Genomic DNA, 17,823 nt, shown 5'->3' with positions numbered 1-17,823 from the left:
GCATATGTTCAGTTTGTCGGTTGCAGTTGCGCGTCCCGGCGCACCAGGGCCGCGTACCGGCCGTCCCGCTCCAGGAGTTCCTCGTGCGTGCCGCGTTCGGCGACGCGTCCGGAGTCCAGCACCACGATCTGGTCGGCGCCGCGGACGGTGGACAGGCGGTGGGCGATGGTGATCGTCGTACGGTCGGCCGACAGCGCGTCGATGGCCTGCTGGACGGCTGCTTCCGTGCGGGTGTCGAGGGCGCTGGTCGCCTCGTCCAGGATGAGGACGGGCGGGTCCCGCAGGATGGTGCGGGCTATCGCCAGCCGCTGCTTCTCGCCGCCGGAGAAGCGGTGGCCGCGTTCGCCCACGACCGTGTCGTAGCCGTCGGGCAGGGCGGCTATGTGGTCGTGGATCTGCGCCGCCTCGGCCGCCGCGTGCAGTTCCTCGTCGGTGGCGTCCGGCTTGGCGAAGCGCAGGTTGTCGGCGACCGAGGCGTGGAAGAGGTACGTCTCCTGGGAGACGACGCCGACCGCGCGCACGAGAGTGTCGAAGTCGAGGTCGCGGACGTCGACTCCGTCCAGCGTGACCCGGCCGCCGGTGACGTCGTACAGGCGGGGCACCAGATAGCCGAGCGTGGACTTGCCGGCGCCGGTCGGACCGACGACGGCGAGGCTGCCGCCGGCCGGCACGGTGAGGTCGACGCCGTCGAGGACGGGGCCGCCCTTGTCGTCGTAGCGGAACTCGACGTCTTCGAAGCGGACTTCGCCCTTGATCCGGTCGAGGCGGACCGGCCGCTCACGCTCGGTGATGTCGACGGGCAGGTCCAGGTACTCGAAGATGCGCTGGAAGAGCGCCAGCGAGGTCTGGATCTGGACGCCGGTCGCGAGCAGGCTCACGGCCGGGCGGAACAGGCCCTGCTGGAGCGAGACGAAGGCGACGATGGTGCCGAGGGAGACCTCGGGGCCGCCGAACCGGAGGGCGAGGCCGGCCGTCCAGTAGATGACGGCGGGCATCGCGGCCATGACGATCGTGATCACGGCCATGCGCCAGCGCCCGGCCATGCTCGATCTGACCTCCAGGTCGACCAGGCGCTCGGACTCCTGGGCGAAGGACGCGGTCAGCGAGTCGGCGCGGCCCATGGTGCGGCCGAGCAGGATGCCGCTGACCGAGAGCGACTCGGTGACCGTGGCCGCCATCGCGGCCATCTGCTTCTGCCGCTGGGTGGTGATCTTCTTGCGTTCGTTGCCGACGCGGCGGCTGATCCAGACGAAGACCGGCAGCAGGAGCAGCGAGACGATGGTCAGCCGCCAGTCCAGGGCGATCATCGCGACGATGGTGGCGACCACGCTGGTGGCGTTGGACACCAGGGAGGTGGCGGTGGAGGTGACGGTGGCCTGCATGCCGCCGATGTCGTTGGCGATGCGGGACTGCACCTCGCCGGTGCGGGTGCGGGTGAAGAAGGCCAGGGACATGCGCTGCAGCCGGCCGTAGACCGCGGTGCGCAGGTCGTGCATGACCCGCTGGCCGACGGTCGTCGAGATCAGGGTCTGCAGCACACCGAAGACGCTCGACAGGACGGCGCTGAGGATCATGCCGAGCGCGAGCAGGCTCAGCAGGCCGGTGCGGCCCTGCGGGATCGCGACGTCGAGCGTCTCCTTGAGCAGGAACGGCGTGGCCACCGAGACCAGCGACGAGGCGCCGACGAGCAGGCCGACGATCGCGAGCCGCCCGCGGTAGGGACGGAAGAGCCGCAGGATGCGGCGCACCTGCCGGGGCTGTTCGCCGGCGTCGGCAGGCGGGGTCCAGGAGGGTTCACGGTCGGGGTGCATGGGCTCCTACGGGAGGGACGGGCGCCGGTCAGGGGCCGGCCGGCGATGGCGGAACGGATCGTAGCTCATTGTTACCTATACTCACAATGAACGGCATCCTGATATTGTTCCCGCATGACCACCCCCGATCCCGACGGCCTGCTCGCCGAGCAGTTGCTACGGCTCACCCGCCGGGTGCACCGCATCCAGAAGCGCCATCTGGAAGAGCGCGACCTGGGCGTCACCCCGGCCCAGTCCCGGCTGCTGCGCACCCTCGCGCACTACGCCTCGCCTCCGCGCATGGCCGACCTGGCCGAGCGCCTGGAGGTCGTGCCCCGGGCGGTGACGACGCTGGTCGACGGGCTGGAGGCGAGCGGGAAGGTGCGGCGGGTGGCGGACCCGGCGAACCGGCGCGTGACCCGGATCGAGCTGACGGACGAGGGCCACGCCGCCCTGCGCGAACTGCGCGGCGCCCGCCGCTCCGCGGCCGAGGAGATACTGGCGCCGCTGACGGAGAAGGAGCGCGAGGTGCTCGGCGTGCTGCTGGACACCCTGATCGACGGGGACGCCGCCCAGCGCTGCTGAACGGGCCACGGCCACAGACCCCCACGGCTGCTGCCCCAAGGACGGAGCAGGGGCCGTACACCGCCCACGGCGGCGGGTTCGCGCCCCGCCGCCGCTCTCAGCAGCGACTGCGGTCCTCCGTCAGCACCCCCTGAACCGTGGTCAGCGCACGGTCGTAGCAGCCGTCCGAGCCGAGGAGGCGATAGCGCTCGGTCGAGGTGCCGACCGCGTGCCGCTGGTCGCGCGGGACGTTGCTCGTGTACGCCGCGTCGCCGCTGTAGGTGTCGTCCAGCCGCGACCACGCGGTGCGCCGGCCGCCCTCGCGGGTCACCGTCTGCGCCCGGTCGCCGAGGGTCAGCACGGTGCGCAGCCGGTCGTCCGAGCCCAGGGTGACGGCGCCGTTCATGGTGTACGTGCGGTGCGTCCGCGTCGTCCGCGCGGGGCCGTGGCCGGCGGTCCTGACCGTCTCGGCGTCGGTCCAGCTCGCGTCGAGTCCGTCCGTGTTCTCGCCGTCGGTCCAGCGGTGGTCGGAGGTGTTGGCGAGCGTGCGGGTGACGGTGGTGGTCACGCGCCCGTGCGAGGTGTCGAGGTATCCGGAGACGGTGAGCCGGTGCCCCGCCTCGGTGTGCACCCGGTTGTCCGCACCGGGCGTGAAGGCGGAGGAGTTGGCGAGATCGGTCGCCTTGTCCTCGGTGAGCGCGCCGGGGACGTGGGCGCGGTGCGGATCCTGCCAGACCAGGACGTTCACCGGGGTGCTCCAGCCCGACTGCCCCGCGGGCACCCCGGCGACGGACACCTCGACACGGTGCGGGCGCCCGTCGTTGAGGAGACCGGCGAAGGGCGTGAGGTCGTACTCGACGGGCCGGACGTCGAACGCGCGCGGGGCCGGGAGGACGTACCACAGGAACGGGTTGGACCAGCCGCCCGTCCACACGTGCGGGAACGGCGCGGCGATGCCGGCGAGCCGGCCGTCGACGCTGATCTGCACCTCGCGGTACGGGCCGCGGTCGGCCTTGCAGGAGTACGGCGCCGGGTCGGCCACGGTCAGGTACCAGAACTCCTCGCAGCCGCCGCCCGAACCGGTCGCGTACACCTCGGCGACGATCCGTTCGCTGTTGCGCGGGGTGGTCAGCGTCGTACCGGCGGGCGTGTCGGCGAGGGTGAGCACGCGGTCGGGGGCGGGCGTCGCGGGGCGGCCGGCGTAGAAGGTGAGGGTGACGTGGACGTCGATGACACCGGTGTACGTGTCGTCCACCACGTTGCCGATCAGCATCTCCACGCCCTGGGAGCGGCGGAAGGCGTCGCTGTAGCGGGTGACGTCCTTCTCGACGTGCCACTCGATGCCGTCGGGTGAGGGTTCCGGCGTGGAAGTGCGCAGGATCTCGACCCCGCCGACGTGCAGATAGCCGAGCCGGTCGTACTGACGGCCCTTCACCTTGCCGTCCAGGCGCAGGACCACCTTGCTCCAGCGCTCGCCGCAGCCCTTGGGCGGCGCGTACGCGCCCCGGTAGGGCGTGAAATCGCGGAACTGTGCGTCGGCGAGGGTGACCTGGCAGGACGTGGTGTGCGGCCGGTCGACGGGCGGGGCCGCGGTCAGCGGGTCGTGCCAGTCGGTGCCGAACTCGGCCGGTACCTCGGCGGCTCGGGCCGTCGGCGTCCCCGTGCCGAAGAGCGCGCTCACCAGGAGGGTTGCTCCAGCGAGCATGGACATGACCATCCGTCTTCTCATGGCCGGTGTTCTACGGGGAGACGGGCCGTCCCGCAATGACGCCTCGGAAGATCGGCGCGATGCGTACGGCCGTCGCGCAGTACAGGGCGAGCACCCAGAGACAGAACATTTGATGATATAAGCGGACCTTAATGGCATAGTGCGCTCATGGAGATCGCAAAGGGGTCCCTCTCCCGTCGCGCGGCCCGCACACTCGCCCTCGCCCTCGGTGGAACGGGCGCGGTGACCGGTGCCGCCCTCGTCGCGGGCCTGCTGCCGCACGGAACCGACGGCTCGCCCGCGCCCGGTCCGGCCGCCTCGTCGGACCCGGCCCCGGCCCCCGGCGCACCCGGCATCGGCGACCCGCTCATGCCGCTCGCCGGCAACGGCGGCTACACCGTCCGCCGTTACACACTGGACTTCGACTGGCGGGCACCACGGACGCCCTTCGAGGCCGGTGCCACCATCAGCGCCACCGCCACGCAGGCCCTGTCCCGCTTCGACCTCGACTTCGCGGGCAACGCGCTGCACCGCGTCACCGTCGACGGCACACCGGCCACCACCCGCCGCGACGGGGACGAACTCGTCGTCACTCCCCCGCGGCCGATCCCCCGCGGCAGCACCTTCACCGTGCGCGTCGCCTACACCGCCGACCCGGCCCAGGGCCGGCACCGCGACGACGCGATCCAGGACTACGGCTGGGTCCCGACCGCCGACGGCACCATGGTCTGCGCGCAGCCCGACGGAGCCAAGATGATCTTCCCGGCCAACGACCACCCGAGCCTGCGGGCACCGGTCACGTTCCGCATCACCACCCCGCCGGGGCTCAGCGCGGTGGCCAACGGCCGGCTCGTCTCCACCGTCCGGCGACCCGACGGCCGCACCCGGTGGACGTACGACTCCGAGCAGCCGATCGCCGCACAGCTGGTCCAGCTGGCGATCGGGAGGTTCACGTTCGTCGACAGCAGCGGCCCGCGCGGGCTGCCCGTCCGGGACGTGGTCCCCGACGACCTGGTCACGGACACCGAGGAGTACCGCTCGCTGACCCCGGACCATCTGGCCTGGCTGGAACGGCGGCTCGGCCCGTACCCGTTCCGCCGCTACGGCGTGCTGGTCGGGAACACCGACCTGCCGGTGGCCCTGGAGACCCAGTCGCTCTCCGTCGTACCGCGCGACGATCTGCTGGGCGACCGGGTCGCCGCCGAACGCAACCTCGTCCACGAGCTGACGCACCATTGGACGGGTGACAGCGTCGCCATCCGCCGCTGGTCCGACCTGTGGCTGAGCGAGGGTCACGCCCGTTTGTACGAACGGTTGTACTCCGACGAGCACGGCGGCGTGAGCCTGGAGTCCGCGATGCGGGACGCGTACGAGCAGCACGACCAGTGGCGGCACGACGAAGGGGCACCCGCCGAGCCCACCGAGGAGACGCTCTTCAGGGTGATGCGGTACGACGGTTCGGCGCTGGTGCTGTTCGCCCTGCGGGAGAAGGTCGGCGAGGAGACCTTCGAGCGGATCGAGCGGGCCTGGGTGACCGAGTACCGGGGCCGCGCGGCCGGCACCCGGGACTTCGTCGCGCTCGCTTCCCGGGTCGCGGGCGAGGACCTGACGCCGTTTCTGAAACCGTGGCTGTACGGCCCGCACACCCCGCCCATGCCGGGCCACCCCGACTGGCAGGTGGACCCGGTGGAGGACTGAGCCGTACCCGGTCGCGCGTGGTTGCCCCAGGCAGCCGAGTCACTGCCGCCGACCGGGTGGCCTCTGCGGGGCCGCTGGTCCACCCCGGTGACGCTCGCCACGACACGGCGCTCGGGGCACGGAAACGTACAAGGGGTGGCGCCACGGGCAACTCCTTTGCCCCTGGTTGCGATCGAGCGTGGTTGGGAGAGCCTCTGCGATGAGAAGAAATGTTTCTGCACATGTCCCCGGTGCCATCCGGAGGTGCCGCCGCACGGCTTGTGTGATCGCCGGGGCGGCTCTGCTGCCGCCGCTGCTGATCCTCCCGATGTCCGGCGCCGACGAGGCGGCGGACCGGCGTCTGCAGGACGCCTTCACCAACGCCGCGCGCGAGTTCCAGGTGCCGCGCAGTGTGCTCATGAGCGTCTCCTACATGCAGTCGCGCTGGGACACCCACCCGGGGGCGCCCAGCGTCTCGGGCGGCTTCGGGCCGATGCACCTGGTGGACACCGACCGCGTCAAGGCGGCAGCCCCCACGTCCGCCCCGCAGCCACCGCTCGGCGGACACGACCGGCCGCGCACGGGCACGGCGGGGGGCCCCGCCGGCGCGACCGCGCCGGCCCGCCGTGCCGTACAGCCCGCGGACCTGCAGCACGCGGCACGCCTGATCGAGGCCCCTGCCGGGCGCCTGCGCACGGACGCCGTCGCCAACGTACGCGGTGGAGCGGCCATCCTGGCCGAAACGCAACGGCGGCTCGGCAAGCCCCTCAGCGCCGACCCGGCGGACTGGTGGGAGGCGGTGGCACGCTTCCCGGGCACCCGTGACGTCACGTCAGCCGCCGCGTACGCCGACGACGTCTTCTCCGTGATCCGCCGGGGAGCGCACCGCACCACCGCCGAGGGCCAGGACGTCTCTCTCCCCGCCAGCCCCCGGGTGCGGCCGCACCCCCGCACCGCCGGCCAGCAGAATCCGCAGCGGTCGAAGCTGGCGGAGTGCCCCGCCGAACTGGCCTGTGACTGGCTCGGTGCGCCGTACGAGGAGATCGACGACAGCTCGTACGGCAATCACGACCTCGCCGACCGGCCCAGGGACCAGCCGATCGAGTACATCGTCATCCACGACACCGAGGCGGAGCTGCCGAGCATGCTCCAGACGGTGCAGGATCCGACGGAGTCCTCGTGGCACTACTCGATCCGCTCCAGCGACGGCCACGTCACCCAGCACGTCAGGACCAAGGACGAGGCCTGGCACTCCGGCAGCCAGTTCGTGAACGCCCGCTCGATCGGCATCGAGCACGAGGGGTTCCTCACCCACCCGGGGACCTGGTACACGGAACAGATGTACCGGGCGTCGGCGCGGCTGGTGAAGTACCTGGCGAAGAAGTACTCCATTCCGCTCGACCGGCAGCACATCTTCGGCCATGACAACGTGCCGGCCCCGACCGCCGACACCATCCCCGACATGCACGACGACCCCGGCCCCTTCTGGGACTGGCGGCACTATTTCGACCTCCTCGGCGCGCCGCTGCGCGCGACGGCGGGACCCGACAGCGACATGGTGACCATCCTGCCGGACTACACCACGCACAAACCGGCGTTCACGGGCTGCACCGGCAGTGGTTCACCGTGTCGGCCGCACGGCTCCAGCGCCGTCCGGCTGTACACCGAACCGGACGAGAAGGCCCCGCTGATCCAGGACCCGGGCCGCAAGCCGGACGGCGAGGATTCCACCCAGGACGTCAACGACCTCGGATCGCGCGTCTCCGCCGGTCAGACCTTCGCCGTCGCCGACCGCAGCGGCGACTGGACGGCGATCTGGTTCCAGGGGCGGAAGGCCTGGTTCAAGAACCCCGCGAAGAAGCCGACGGCCGTCGGTGCGGCCGGGCGCATGGTGACGCCCAAGGAAGGCCTGGACGAGATCCCGGTGTACGGGCGAGCCCTTCCGGAGGAGGAGGCCTACCCGGACGACGTGGACGAGCCGACCGAGTCACCGCTGCCCTACAACCTCCTGGCGGGCCAGCGGTACGTGACGCAGGCCGGCGTCGGCAGTTCCTACACCGCCAAGTCGTTCAGCGACACGCCCAACCCGGTGGTGTGGGGCCGGGAACGGTACTACGAGATCCAGTTCGGCCACCGGCTCGCGTACGTCCGGGCCAGCGACGTGGACGTGGTGAACTCGTCCGCCGCCGCGGGCGCGCCGGGAGACGGGGCCGGTCGGTGACCTCCGCGGGCGCCGGGGCTCCAGGCTGAACCGGACGGACGGTGGCATGGCGGTGACCTCGCGGTGGCCGGGGCTCCAGGCCGGGCCGTGCGGGTGGTGGCATGGCGGTGACCTCGCGGTGGCCGGGGCCCCAGGCCGGGACCGCCCGGGCGGTGACCTCGTGGTGGACGGGTGCGGGCCGGCGGGCGGGCTACGTCCCGATGCCCTCGCTACGCCTTCAAGCTCGGTCTGTCCCCCATCACCACGACAGGCTCGCGCGCCGGGTCCAGGGTGCGCAGCAGGAACTCCATGGCTTTTCTGGAGACGCTGACGCAGGCCGAGGTGCCGCTGCCGTGGTCCAGGTGCAACCAGATGCCACCGCCCTTGTCCACGCCCCAGGGGCGGGTGGCGTCGCGCGGCGGGGTGCCCTTGACGCGGTTGTAGTCGATGGCGATGACGTAGTCGAAGTCGTGCTGGTGGGCCTCGTCCCAGTCGGCGGGCGGTGCGTAGGCGCCCTCGTTCTGGTCGTAGGGCAGCCGAGTGCCGGGGTCGGCGAGCACGCCGCCGGCGTCGGTGAGGGTGAACACGCCGACCGGGCTGCGTGCGTCGCCCTCGTGGTGGTGCGCGGTCCAGCCCCTGCGCCCGTTGTGGGCGGGCCAGCCGGCCAGCGGCCGCCAGTGCGCGCCCTGTCGGGAGTACAGCACGACCAGGGAGTCCGCCGAATTCCGGCCCTCGCCGTACACGGCCACGACCTGGCGGGAGCCGGCGGGTATCCGCCGGTACAGGCGGTCGCCGACGCCCGGGATGCGGGTCGGGTCGGTCGTGGGGGCGGCCGATGGCACGGTGGTGGTCCGCGCGGCACCGTGCGCGCCATGAGCGGGGGCGTTGGTGCCGCAGGCGGAGAGCGTTGCGAGGAGGGCGCCGAGGGCCGCCACCACAGCGACCGTCCGGCGCCGCACACTGTCGATCTGCACACCTCCATGCTGCCATCACCGAACCGGCTGATTGGGTGAATGTTCGGGCAATCACCTTGTCGGGTGACACGATTACCCGGACTTGACGGCGGGGTGAGCGGGGCGTCCGGGGCCCTGGCCGGAAGTCGGCGGATTTCGCGGGCCGTCGAGGAAAACCGTTTGAAATTCACCACTCTGCGACGCGAACCTTTCACGGCTTGTTGCCGCTCACGGCGGCTTCCCGGTCCTTCCCCTCCCCTTGACACGAGCCACTGGGACGTCATGCAGATTCAAGACCTTCCGTATCCCGATCCGGGCGTCCCCGACGTGCGTTCGGGTCCCCGATTCCTGTGGTGGCTCTGGCGCAACCAGCTGGGCGGGCAGCTGAAGTCGCTCGCCTGGGGCCTGCTGCACTTCGTGTCCGTCTCCGCGCTGCCCTTCTGTGTCGGTCTCGCCGTGCAGGCGGCCGTCGACCGCTCCGGCGGCCGGCTCGCCCTGACGGGCGGTCTGATGCTGCTCTGCGGAACGGGTATCGCGCTCGGCGACACCTTCCTGCACCGAACTGCCGTCACCAACTGGATCACCGCCGCCGCCCGCGTCCAGCAGCTGCTGGCGCGCAAGGCCGCCCACCTGGGCTCCGCCCTGACCCGGCGGGTGGCCGCCGGTGAGGTGGTGGCCGTGTCCACCGGCGACGTGGAGAAGATCGGCTGGTTCGTCGAGGCCGTCTCCCGGTTCACCGCGGCCGCGCTCACGGTCCTGGTCGTCTGCGTCAGCCTGCTCGTGTACCAGCCGGCGCTCGGCGTGGTCGTCGCTGTGGGCCTGCCGGTCGTGGCCCTCGCGGTCCTGCCGCTGCTGCCCCGGGCGACGCGCCGCGCCGACGTGCAGCGCGAGAAGGCGGGCCGGGCCACCGAACTGGCCTCCGACACCGTTGCCGGACTGCGGGTGCTGCGCGGCATCGGCGGCGAGGAGCTGTTCCTCGACCGCTACCGCCGGGCCTCGCAGGAGGTACGGCACGCCGCCGTGCGCAGCGCCCGGATGTGGTCGCTGATCTCCGCCGTCCAGGTGCTGCTGCCCGGACTACTGCTGATCGCCGTCGTCTGGCACGGCGTCGACCTGGCCCGTCAGGGCCGGATCACGGTCGGCGAACTCGTCACCGTCTACAGCGCGGTCATGGTCCTCAACTACCCGCTGCGGCACTTCGAGGAGATCGCCATGGCGTACTCCTTCTCCCGGCCCTCGGCCAAACGCGCCGCGCGTGTGCTGTCGCTGGAGCGGTCCACGGCCACCGACGGCACCCGCGGGGCCGGCGTACCGGCCGGCGACCTGTACGACCCCGAGACCGGTCTGCTCGCTCCCGCCGGCCGGTTCACCGCCGTGGTGTGCGGAGACCCGGACGCGGCGGGCAGGCTGGCCGAGCGGCTGGGCGGTCACCCCACGGAGCCGGGCCGGTCGGTGCTGCTCGGCGGGGTCGCCCTGGACGAACTCCCCCTCGACAGCGCCCGGACCGCCGTCCTCGTCCAGGACAAGGACCCGGTGCTGCTCTCCGGCACCCTGCGCGAACTGCTCGACGTGCCCGCCTCCGGTGCCGTACGGCCCGAGGACGCGCTGGCGGCGGCCCAGTGCGAGGACGTGCTGGACGCGCTCGTGCAGGGTTCGCTGGACGCCGCCGACCCGATGGACGCCCGCATCACCGAGCGCGGACGGTCCCTGTCCGGCGGCCAGCGCCAGCGGCTCGCCCTGGCCAGGTCGCTCATCACCGATCCGGAGGTGCTGGTGCTGGACGAGCCGACCTCCGCCGTCGACTCGCACACCGAGGCCCGGATCGCGGAGGGACTGCGCCGGCTGCGGTCGGGGCGGACGACCGTGGTGTTCACCTCCTCTCCGCTGCTGCTCGACAGCGCGGACCGGGTGGTCCTGGTACACGAGGACGAGGTCGTGGCGGTCGGCGCGCACCGCGAACTGGTCGACAGCGAGCCGCGGTACCGAGCCGTGGTGACCCGGGAGACCGACGAGGAACTGGCCGCGGCCGACGAGGACATGCTGCTGGACGCGCTCCAGGAGCTGGAAGAGATCGAGGAGAGCGCATGATCGGCGTTGCGCCGCCGGCGTACGACCCGGCGGCCCCGACGACCGCCACCACCCTGCCCGTCGGCGCCACCGCGACCGTACGCGCCTACGTCACCGAGCTGTTCCGGCGGCACCGGCGGGCCTTCCTGCTGCTCATCGCCGTCAACACGGTGGCCGTGGTCGCCTCCATGGTGGGCCCGTACCTGCTGGGCGGCCTGGTCGAGCGGGTGACGGACGAGGCCCGGGAGCTTCACCTGGGCCTGACCGCCACGCTGTTCGTGCTCGCGCTGGCCGTGCAGGCGGTCTTCGTCCGTCAGGTGCGGCTGCGGGGCGCGATGCTCGGCGAGCGGATGCTGGCCGACCTGCGCGAGGACTTCCTCGTGCGGTCCGTCGGGCTGCCGCCGGGCGTGCTCGAACGGGCGGGCACCGGCGACCTGCTCTCCCGCATCACCACCGACGTCGACCGCCTGGCCAACGCCATGCGTGAGGCCGTGCCACAACTGGCCATCGGTGTGGTGTGGGCCCTGCTGCTGCTCGGCGGGCTGGTCGTGACGGCCCCGCCGCTGGCCGCCGCCGTGCTGCTCGCCGTGCCGGTCCTGGTGATCGGCTGCCGCTGGTACTTCAAGCGGGCGCCGTCCGGCTACCGCTCGGAAGCCGCCGGCTACGCCGCCGTCGCCGCCGCGCTCGCCGAGACCGTGGACGCGGGCCACACCATCGAGGCGCACCGCCTCGGCGCCCGCCGCGTGGCCCTGTCGGAGCGACGGATTTCGCAGTGGGTCGCGTGGGAGCGGTACACCCTCTGGCTCCGCTCCGTGCTCTTCCCGGTCATCAACGCCGTCCACCTCCTCGTGCTCGGCTCGGTCCTGATGGTCGGCGGTGTCCTCGTCCTCCACGGCTGGCTCGGAGTGGGCCAGCTGACCACCGGCGCGCTCATCGCGCAGATGCTGGTGGATCCGGTGAACCTGATCCTGCGCTGGTACGACGAGGTGCAGGTCGCCCAGGTATCGCTGGCCCGCCTGGTCGGTGTGCGGGACATCGAGCCGGACGCCGGGGACGCCTCGCTCGCCCCCGACGGGCGGGACGTGCACGCCGACCGGGTGCACTTCGGCTACCGCGAGGGCGTCGACGTGCTGCGCAAGGTCTCCCTGGAGGTCGCGCCGGGCACCCGGCTGGCCCTGGTCGGCCCGTCCGGAGCGGGCAAGTCCACCCTGGGCCGGCTGCTCGCCGGGATCTACGCGCCCCGGGACGGCCGGATCACCCTGGGCGGGGCCGAGCTGTCCCGGATGCCGGCGGAGCGTGTCCGCACGCACGTCGCCCTGGTCAACCAGGAGCACCACGTCTTCGTGGGCTCCCTGCGCGACAACCTCCGGCTCGCCCGCGCCGGCGCCACGGACGCCGAGCTGTGGTCGGCTCTGGGCGCGGTCGACGCGGACGGGTGGGCGCGGGCGCTGGACGACGGCCTGGACACCGAGGTCGGCTCCGGCGGCCTGGCGCTGACCCCGGCACAGGCGCAGCAGATCGCGCTGGCCCGGCTGGTGCTGGCCGATCCGCACACGCTGGTCCTGGACGAGGCGACCTCGCTGCTCGACCCCCGCGCGGCCCGCCACCTGGAACGCTCCCTGGCACGTGTCCTCGACGGCCGCACCGTGGTCGCCATCGCCCACCGCCTGCACACCGCCCACGACGCCGACATGATCGCCGTCGTGGAGAACGGCCGGATCAGCGAGCTGGGCAGCCACGAGGAGCTGGTCGCAGCCGGGGGCGCGTATGCGGCGCTGTGGCGGTCCTGGCACGGGTGAGAGCACGCGCGTGGGCGGTGTGTGAGTGCGGTGCCTACGGCGCGGTTGTGTGGGTGCGGTGCCTCCGGCGGTGGGGGCCGGGGGCCTGCCGTGGGGGCGGCGGGGAGGCGCGGGCCTGTACTGGTGGGGGCGAGGGCCTGAGGCGCGGGGCTGCGCTGGTGGGGGCGAGGATTTGACGCGCAGGGCTGAGGCTTGCGTTGCCTGGGGCCCAGGTGCCGGTGCCGCGGCGAGGGTGGGGGCGGTGCCTGTGCCCGGCCAGGGGCGGGTGCCTGTGCCGGGCGGGGCGAGGCCTGTGCTGCCCGGGGGCGGCTGCCGATGCCGGCCAGGCGAGGCCTGTGCTGGCCGCGCCCGAAAGCCCGTGCCGGCGAGGGCCGGGGCCTGCACCGGGGCCGGAGGCCTGCTTCGCCGAGGTTGATGCACCGGGCCCACCTGAGTGCAGGGGCCCGGGCTGACGTCGGGGGCGCGGGCCATGGCGCCTGTACGGCACGCCGGGTCCCGGGGGCCGGTGGGGTGCTGGTAGGTCCCGGTGGGGTGCCAACGCTCCGGGTGGGGATCCAGGGAGATCGCGCCGCAGCCCCGCGTAGCGGCCCGCCGCCCCGCCGGGACTCGTGGCGTTGCGCGGGGGCGAGCAGGGGTGGAAGGCTGGAGAGCGGCACCAGCTCGGGGTGCGGCCGGGAGCCAGGGGTTCGCGGCGTGTGCCCCGGTGCCCTGGGTGCCGACGGCCCGCCGCCCGCTGGGGCGGTACCCGGCCGTCCTCACCACCTGGAGGTAGTCGTGGACAGCGCCGACGGTTGGGGGGACGACGTCTACCAGCCCGATCCCGACCCCAGGGAGGTCCGGGAGGACACAGGGGTGCTCGACGTCGAGGACACACTGGACTTCGACGGCGTCGCCGACCCCCTCGACCGTGGCTGGTCCCCACCCGAGCGACCCTGGGCGGTCGAACACACCGGCGTGACGGCGGCCGAACGCCAGGCGGGCGAGACCCTCGACCAGCGGCTCGCCGAGGAGCTGCCGGACCTCGCCGCGCCCGACGGTGACGGCATCGGTGACTGTGAGAGCACCGACGGGGAACCCCTCGACAACGAGGTCGGCCACTTCCGCTCCGGCCGGCTGGTGGCTCCCGACGAGGGCGCGCACGAGGACGACGAGGCCGCCCTCGTGGCCACCGACGTCGGCATCGACGGTGCCGCCGCCTCCGCCGAGGAGGCAGCGATGCACATCGTCGACGAGGACTCCCTCCCCGGTTGAGCCGGACCGAGCGGAACCGCCCGTCCCGACCGCCCCGCACAAGGAGCCGCGATGCAGCAGGACCAGCACCCCGACTACCACGCCGTGGTCTTCCGTGACCGCGCCGCCGGCTACGCCTTCCTGACCCGCTCCACCGCGCAGAGCGAGCAGACCATCGAGTGGGACGACGGCGAGACCTACCCGGTGGTCGACGTGGAGATCTCCTCGGAGAGCCACCCCTTCTACACGGGCAAGGCCCGCACGGTCGACACCGAGGGCCGCATCGCCCGCTTCGAGCGCCGGTACGGCGCCGCGGACGCGGGCGAGGCCACCTGATCCCGAAGTGTTCCTCAGATCACGTTGAGGGCCGCCGCGCAGCCCACTCCCCCGAGCAGCATGAACACCGGCATCAGCACCTTCAGCTCGACCCAGCTGCCCGCCCGGAACCGCATCGCCTTCGGCGGCCCCACCGGGTACCAGCGCTTGCGGCCCACCGGGATCGGCCACAGGATCGGGCAGCCGGACACGGTCAGCGCGTCCCCGATGTCGTGCACCAGCGCGCCCAGCACGATCGGCAGTCCCAGCCACAGGTACTCCTGCCCCGGCGCGGTGAACAGCCAGTCCGAGCCGTAGCCCGGCTTGTCCAGCACTCCCGCGAGGATCCAGGCGCTGGTCGCCGCCAGCAACCAGACCAGGACGTCGCTGCTGGAACCGCGCGCCGCCCGCCACAGCAGGCCTTCGATCGCGAGCACCATGTGCACGAACAGGATCGCCAGCACCGCCCAGCGGCCCCCGGTGATCGCCGCGGCGGAGCAGCCGGCACCGATCAGGACCGCCCACACCCAGGTGTGGGTCAGCGTGCGGTGCCCGCCGGAGCGGCGCGGGTCGCCCTGTTTCCTGGTCGCCTTGTAGACGGCGTACGACAGCTTGTCCACGATCTCGCAGATCCAGCGGGAGACCGGCCCGAAGGCCCGGGAGATGGTGGCGGCCTTGTGATCGAGGTCCGGGGCGAGCGCGGCGCCGGCACAGATCAGGGCGCCGCACAGGAGGACCGGCCAGGGCATCGGGTGCCCGGCCGCCGCGGCGGCGGCTCCGACGCCCAGCCAGGCCGCGGCCCCCGACAGTGAGTGTGCTGGTCCCATCATGGCCGCTTCCCGCCCCATTCCTCGTGTGCCGCTGTCCAGTTGACCTGGTGCGCTGACGCTGCGTCGGCGACACAGCGTAGCGGTCGTGATCTTCGTACCCGCAGCCGATTCCCCGCTCGGGCCCAAGGCCAGGCAAGATGGGGTCGTGACCCTCATCGATCAGCTGCCGCCGACCGCCGACCCCGACGCCCTGTACGAGGCCTTCGAGTCCTGGGCGCAGGAGCGCGGGCTCACCCTCTATCCGCACCAGGAGGAGGCGCTGATCGAGGTGGTCTCCGGGGCGAACGTGATCGTCTCGACGCCCACCGGCTCCGGCAAGAGCATGATCGCCGCGGGCGCGCACTTCGCCGCACTGGCCCGGGACGAGGTCACCTTCTACACGGCGCCGATCAAGGCCCTGGTGTCGGAGAAGTTCTTCGAGCTGTGCAAGCTCTTCGGTACGGAGAACGTCGGCATGCTCACCGGCGACGCCTCGGTGAACGCCGACGCGCCCGTCATCTGCTGCACCGCCGAGGTACTGGCCTCGATCGCGCTGCGCGACGGCAAGCACGCGGACGTCGGCCAGGTCGTCATGGACGAGTTCCACTTCTACGCCGAGGGCGACCGCGGCTGGGCCTGGCAGATCCCGCTGCTGGAGCTGCCGCAGGCACAGTTCATCCTGATGTCGGCCACTCTGGGCGATGTGTCCTTCTTCGAGAAGGACCTGACCCGCCGCACCGGCCGCCCCACCTCGGTGGTCCGCTCGGCGACCCGCCCGGTACCCCTCTCCTACGAGTACAAGCTGACCCCGCTCACCGAGACGCTCACCGACCTGCTGGAGAGCAAGCAGGCCCCTGTGTACATCGTGCACTTCACGCAGGCGCAGGCCGTGGAACGGGCGCAGGCGCTGATGAGCATCAACATGTGCACGCGCGAGGAGAAGGACCAGATCGCCGAGCTGATCGGCAACTTCCGCTTCACCACCAAGTTCGGCCGGAACCTCTCCCGTTACGTCCGGCACGGCATCGGCGTGCACCACGCCGGCATGCTGCCCAAGTACCGGCGTCTGGTGGAGAAGCTCGCCCAGGCCGGTCTGCTGAAGGTCATCTGTGGCACGGACACGCTCGGCGTGGGCGTCAACGTGCCCATTCGGACGGTGCTGTTCACCGCACTGACCAAGTACGACGGCAGCCGGGTGCGCACCCTGCGGGCCCGGGAGTTCCACCAGATCGCGGGCCGGGCCGGCCGGGCCGGTTTCGACACCGCGGGGCTCGTGGTCGCGCAGGCGCCCGAGCACGTCATCGAGAACGAGAAGGCGCTGGCGAAGGCGGGCGACGACCCGAAGAAGCGGCGCAAGGTGGTGCGCAAGAAGGCGCCGGAGGGCTTCGTCGGCTGGACGGAGAACACCTTCCAGAAGCTGATCGAATCGGAGCCGGAACCGCTGACCTCGCGATTCCGGGTGACGCACACGATGCTGCTGTCGGTGATCGCCCGCCCGGGCAACGCGTTCGAGGCGATGCGCCACCTCCTGGAGGACAACCACGAGCCGCGCAGGCAGCAGCTGCGGCACATCCGCCGGGCGATCGCCATCTACCGTTCCCTGCTGGACGGCGGGATCGTGGAGAAGCTCGACAAGCCGGACGCCGAGGGCCGTATCGTCCGGCTCACGGTCGACCTCCAGCAGGACTTCGCGCTGAACCAGCCGCTGTCCACGTTCGCCCTCGCCGCGTTCGAACTCCTCGATCCCGAGTCGCCGTCCTACGCGCTCGACATGGTCTCCGTGGTCGAGTCCACTCTTGACGACCCGCGGCAGATCCTCGTCGCCCAGCAGAACAAGGCGCGCGGCGAGGCCGTGGCCGCGATGAAGGCGGACGGCGTCGAGTATGAGGAGCGCATGGAGCGCCTCCAGGACATCACGTACCCGAAGCCGCTGGAAGAGCTGCTCTTCCACGCGTACAACACCTACCGCAAGAGCCACCCGTGGGTCGGTGATCACCCGCTGTCGCCGAAGTCGGTGATCCGGGACATGTACGAGCGGGCGATGTCCTTCACGGAGCTGGTGTCCTTCTACGAACTGGCCCGCACCGAGGGCATCGTGCTGCGCTACCTCGCCAGCGCCTACAAGACCCTGGACCACACCATCCCGGACGACCTGAAGTCCGAGGACCTGCAGGACCTCATCGAGTGGCTGGGCGAGATGGTGCGCCAGGTGGACTCCAGCCTGCTGGACGAGTGGGAGCAGCTCGCCAACCCGGAGGAGATGACCGCCGAGGAGGCCCAGGAGAAGGCCGACGAGGTCAAGCCGGTCACCACCAACGCCCGCGCCTTCCGCGTCCTGGTCCGCAACGCCATGTTCCGCCGCGTGGAGCTGGCCGCCCTGGACCAGGTCGAGGAGCTGGGCGAGCTGGACGCCGAGTCCGGCTGGGACGCCGACGCCTGGGGCGAGGCGATGGACAAGTACTGGGACGAGTACGACGACTTCGGCACCGGCCCCGACGCCCGCGGTCCCAAGCTGCTCGTCATCAACGAGGAGCCGGAGAACGGCCTCTGGCGGGTTCGCCAGATCTTCGACGACCCGAACGGCGACCATGACTGGGGCATCAGCGCGGAGATCGACCTCGCGGCCTCCGACGCCGAAGGCCGCGCGGTCGTCCGCGTCACCGATGTGGGCCAGCTGTGAGCTGTTCGCGACCAGTGGTGAGCCAAGGAGA

Annotated in this window: 12 protein-coding genes; 8 read left to right on the top strand and 4 right to left on the bottom strand. The window is 72.0% G+C overall.

Annotated features, from left to right (window positions below):
- Window positions 1-8 precede the first annotated feature (8 nt).
- A complete protein-coding gene (locus tag ACZ4U1_RS18660; RefSeq protein ID WP_467904443.1) occupies window positions 9-1,811 on the bottom strand; it encodes an ABC transporter ATP-binding protein in 1,803 nt (600 codons plus the stop codon).
- Between the two features lie 114 nt (window positions 1,812-1,925).
- Here ACZ4U1_RS18660 and ACZ4U1_RS18655 point away from each other — a divergent pair, with 114 nt between their 5' ends.
- A complete protein-coding gene (locus tag ACZ4U1_RS18655; protein WP_467904441.1) occupies window positions 1,926-2,375 on the top strand; it encodes a MarR family winged helix-turn-helix transcriptional regulator in 450 nt (149 codons plus the stop codon).
- Between the two features lie 97 nt (window positions 2,376-2,472).
- Here the strand turns inward: ACZ4U1_RS18655 and ACZ4U1_RS18650 are convergent, their stop codons facing one another.
- Window positions 2,473-4,083, bottom strand: a complete 1,611-nt coding sequence (locus ACZ4U1_RS18650) for a peptide-N4-asparagine amidase (RefSeq protein WP_467904440.1) — start codon at window positions 4,081-4,083, stop codon at window positions 2,473-2,475.
- 147 nt (window positions 4,084-4,230) lie between these two features.
- Between ACZ4U1_RS18650 and ACZ4U1_RS18645 the strand changes: the two genes are divergently transcribed.
- Complete coding sequence (locus tag ACZ4U1_RS18645) at window positions 4,231-5,760, top strand: M1 family metallopeptidase (RefSeq protein WP_467904439.1); 1,530 nt, start codon at window positions 4,231-4,233, stop codon at window positions 5,758-5,760.
- Window positions 5,761-6,022: 262 nt separating this feature from the next.
- Window positions 6,023-7,960, top strand: coding sequence for an N-acetylmuramoyl-L-alanine amidase (locus tag ACZ4U1_RS18640; protein WP_467904438.1), 1,938 nt, complete (start codon window positions 6,023-6,025; stop codon window positions 7,958-7,960).
- A 209-nt stretch (window positions 7,961-8,169) separates the two neighbouring features.
- Here ACZ4U1_RS18640 and ACZ4U1_RS18635 read toward each other — a convergent pair whose 3' ends face one another.
- Window positions 8,170-8,913, bottom strand: a complete 744-nt coding sequence (locus ACZ4U1_RS18635; protein WP_467904437.1) for a L,D-transpeptidase family protein — start codon at window positions 8,911-8,913, stop codon at window positions 8,170-8,172.
- 261 nt (window positions 8,914-9,174) lie between these two features.
- On the opposite strand from ACZ4U1_RS18635, the gene ACZ4U1_RS18630 reads away from it, so the two are divergent.
- From ACZ4U1_RS18630 to ACZ4U1_RS18615, 4 genes are all read left to right on the top strand, one after another.
- Complete coding sequence (locus ACZ4U1_RS18630) at window positions 9,175-10,980, top strand: ABC transporter transmembrane domain-containing protein (protein WP_467904435.1); 1,806 nt, start codon at window positions 9,175-9,177, stop codon at window positions 10,978-10,980.
- Window positions 10,977-12,758 carry an ABC transporter ATP-binding protein gene (locus tag ACZ4U1_RS18625; RefSeq protein ID WP_467904434.1) on the top strand — a complete coding sequence of 594 codons (1,782 nt, stop codon included), beginning with the start codon at window positions 10,977-10,979 and terminating at the stop codon, window positions 12,756-12,758. The genes ACZ4U1_RS18630 and ACZ4U1_RS18625 overlap by 4 nt, the downstream gene beginning before the upstream one ends.
- A gap of 774 nt (window positions 12,759-13,532) precedes the next feature.
- Entirely contained in the window at window positions 13,533-14,009 is a 477-nt protein-coding gene (locus ACZ4U1_RS18620; protein WP_467904432.1) for a DUF5709 domain-containing protein, read from the top strand.
- Window positions 14,010-14,060: 51 nt separating this feature from the next.
- Window positions 14,061-14,324: a type B 50S ribosomal protein L31 gene (locus ACZ4U1_RS18615; RefSeq protein WP_467904431.1), complete on the top strand. Its 264-nt coding sequence runs from the start codon at window positions 14,061-14,063 to the stop codon at window positions 14,322-14,324.
- Between the two features lie 14 nt (window positions 14,325-14,338).
- On the opposite strand, the gene ACZ4U1_RS18610 is transcribed toward ACZ4U1_RS18615, so the two are convergent.
- Window positions 14,339-15,133 carry a metal-dependent hydrolase gene (locus tag ACZ4U1_RS18610; protein WP_467904429.1) on the bottom strand — a complete coding sequence of 265 codons (795 nt, stop codon included), beginning with the start codon at window positions 15,131-15,133 and terminating at the stop codon, window positions 14,339-14,341.
- A gap of 145 nt (window positions 15,134-15,278) precedes the next feature.
- Between ACZ4U1_RS18610 and ACZ4U1_RS18605 the strand changes: the two genes are divergently transcribed.
- The gene (locus ACZ4U1_RS18605) at window positions 15,279-17,792 is read left to right on the top strand and encodes a DEAD/DEAH box helicase (protein WP_467904428.1); all 2,514 of its coding nucleotides are present in this window, start codon (window positions 15,279-15,281) and stop codon (window positions 17,790-17,792) included.
- The last annotated feature ends 31 nt before the right edge of the window (window positions 17,793-17,823 follow it).

It is taken from the genome of Streptomyces sp. NPDC028928 (assembly GCF_055564915.1).
Note: the sequence above shows the minus strand (reverse complement) of the source record. Positions and strands in the feature narration are given on the sequence as shown.

What these genes read in the sequence shown, in the direction of transcription:
- ACZ4U1_RS18660 (WP_467904443.1), bottom strand. Translation starts at nt 1,811, where the DNA reads ATGCACCCCGACCGTGAACCCTCCTGGACCCCGCCTGCCGACGCCGGC.
- ACZ4U1_RS18655 (WP_467904441.1), top strand. Translation starts at nt 1,926, where the DNA reads ATGACCACCCCCGATCCCGACGGCCTGCTCGCCGAGCAGTTGCTACGG.
- ACZ4U1_RS18650 (WP_467904440.1), bottom strand. Translation starts at nt 4,083, where the DNA reads ATGAGAAGACGGATGGTCATGTCCATGCTCGCTGGAGCAACCCTCCTG.
- ACZ4U1_RS18645 (WP_467904439.1), top strand. Translation starts at nt 4,231, where the DNA reads ATGGAGATCGCAAAGGGGTCCCTCTCCCGTCGCGCGGCCCGCACACTC.
- ACZ4U1_RS18630 (WP_467904435.1), top strand. Translation starts at nt 9,175, where the DNA reads ATGCAGATTCAAGACCTTCCGTATCCCGATCCGGGCGTCCCCGACGTG.
- ACZ4U1_RS18625 (WP_467904434.1), top strand. Translation starts at nt 10,977, where the DNA reads ATGATCGGCGTTGCGCCGCCGGCGTACGACCCGGCGGCCCCGACGACC.
- ACZ4U1_RS18615 (WP_467904431.1), top strand. Translation starts at nt 14,061, where the DNA reads ATGCAGCAGGACCAGCACCCCGACTACCACGCCGTGGTCTTCCGTGAC.
- ACZ4U1_RS18610 (WP_467904429.1), bottom strand. Translation starts at nt 15,133, where the DNA reads ATGATGGGACCAGCACACTCACTGTCGGGGGCCGCGGCCTGGCTGGGC.